Below are 1570 nucleotides of genomic sequence, written 5' to 3' on the forward strand. Positions count from 1 at the left end.
GACAGCCCGCCGACCAGCCGACCAGCCCGCCGACCAGCCCATCGAGAAGAGTGTTTCGACCGCATCGGCCGAGTGGAAATGTGCGGAACGCTCTTTTCGATGACGCCGCGCGAGGCCGGGGACGCCGGGCGAGACGGCGAGGCCGGGGAGGCCGGGCGAGGTCAGGCCAGGCGGGTCAGGCGATGTCGGGGGTGGTCATCAGGCGCTCGACGTCGTCGACCAGGTCGCGCCACTCGCCCGCCTCGTCGTCGAACGGCGCGCTGGGCTCGAGCAGCCTGGCGTCGTCCGGGTTGAGGACGTAGTGGAGGAACCGGCGCAACGAGGTTCCTCGGCCGGTGACCGCGGCCTCGAGGTCGGAGTCGCCCACGTAGTTCGCGAGGTCGGTGACCAGTTCCACGGCGAGCGCGAGCTGACCGGAGTCGACCATCCCGGGGCCGACCTCGATGTCGCGGTCGAGGCCGGCGAGGACGTAGGTGTTGTCCTCGGTCACGTGGACGTCCAGGCTGCCGTCGATCGCCGCGATCTTGACGCGCTCGTAGGTCGCCACGTGGCTGAGCGTCTCGTCGTCGTGGTCGGCCAGGTACCGGGACAGGCCGCGGGCGCTGGTGAACACGTACGCCTGGTCCCCGTCGCCGAGGAACACCGGCCGATCGCCGAGATAGCAGCGCAGGCTCAGGTACTCCTGATCGGCGAAGGTGATCTTCACGGGGTCGATCCCGACCGTCTCCCACAGCGAACCCTCCGGGTACCCGGTGGGGGCGACCTCGGGCTCGGGCGCGGGCTCGGGGAGCGCGGCCTCAGCGGCCTCCAGGTCCGCTCGGGCGCGATCGACCTCGGCGCGCGGGACCTCGGGCGTGGTCATGACGTCCTGGATCGCGTCGAGCACGTCGTCCCAGCCCTTGGCGACGGTCTTCCGGATGGACTTCCACAGCTTCAACCCGTCCCGCCCGTAGAACTCGTCCATCCCGCGGGTGACGGCGGCGAGGATCGGGTTGCCGTTGAAGAATTTGGTGACGGTGTCCAACTCGCACACCTCGCCGATCGAGCGGGCGATGGTGAAGGACTGGTCGATCTCGTCGACCGAGGACTCCGTGGGGTTCTCGCCGAGGAGTTCGAGGACGCCGACGAGGTCGTAGCAGTTCTCGTCCGCGGCGCGGAACGCCAGCACGTCGGAGTTCGCGAACTCGTCCCAGGACGGGTGGTCCTGCAGATCATGTTGCGCGCCGCTCCGGACCAGGGCCAGGAGTTCGGCGGTCGAATCGAACGCGTAGAGGTCCTCGTCGAGGCCGAGGAACGCCTCCCAGTCGTCGTTGTCCTCCCGCCAACTGGGCGCCCAGAGGGTCGTGACGTCTCCCTCAGGGAGACCGAGCTCGATCGGGACTATGTCCTTGGCCATGCCGGTCAGCATATCCACGGCCCGTCAGCCGGTGCCACGGCCCGCCGACAGGGCACCGGCTGAGTCGTCCCCGGCGGCCTCGGCGGCCTGCGCGCGGCCGCTCACCGCGAGGGCGACCGACCCCGAGACCAGCTCGGCGCGTCGGGCGTTGGCCTGCCTGACGGCACTGGAGGA

At 70.1% G+C, this 1570-nt stretch carries 1 protein-coding gene; it reads right to left on the bottom strand.

Translation table 11 applies throughout. The features are described 5' to 3' along the window. Positions 1-175: 175 nt before the first annotated feature. Positions 176-1396 carry a primosomal protein gene (locus tag G6018_RS13950; RefSeq protein ID WP_182639932.1) on the bottom strand — a complete coding sequence of 407 codons (1221 nt, stop codon included), beginning with the start codon at positions 1394-1396 and terminating at the stop codon, positions 176-178. Positions 1397-1570: the final 174 nt, after the last annotated feature.

Source organism: Dietzia sp. DQ11-44 (assembly GCF_014145205.1).
Lineage (GTDB): Bacteria > Actinomycetota > Actinomycetes > Mycobacteriales > Mycobacteriaceae > Dietzia > Dietzia natronolimnaea.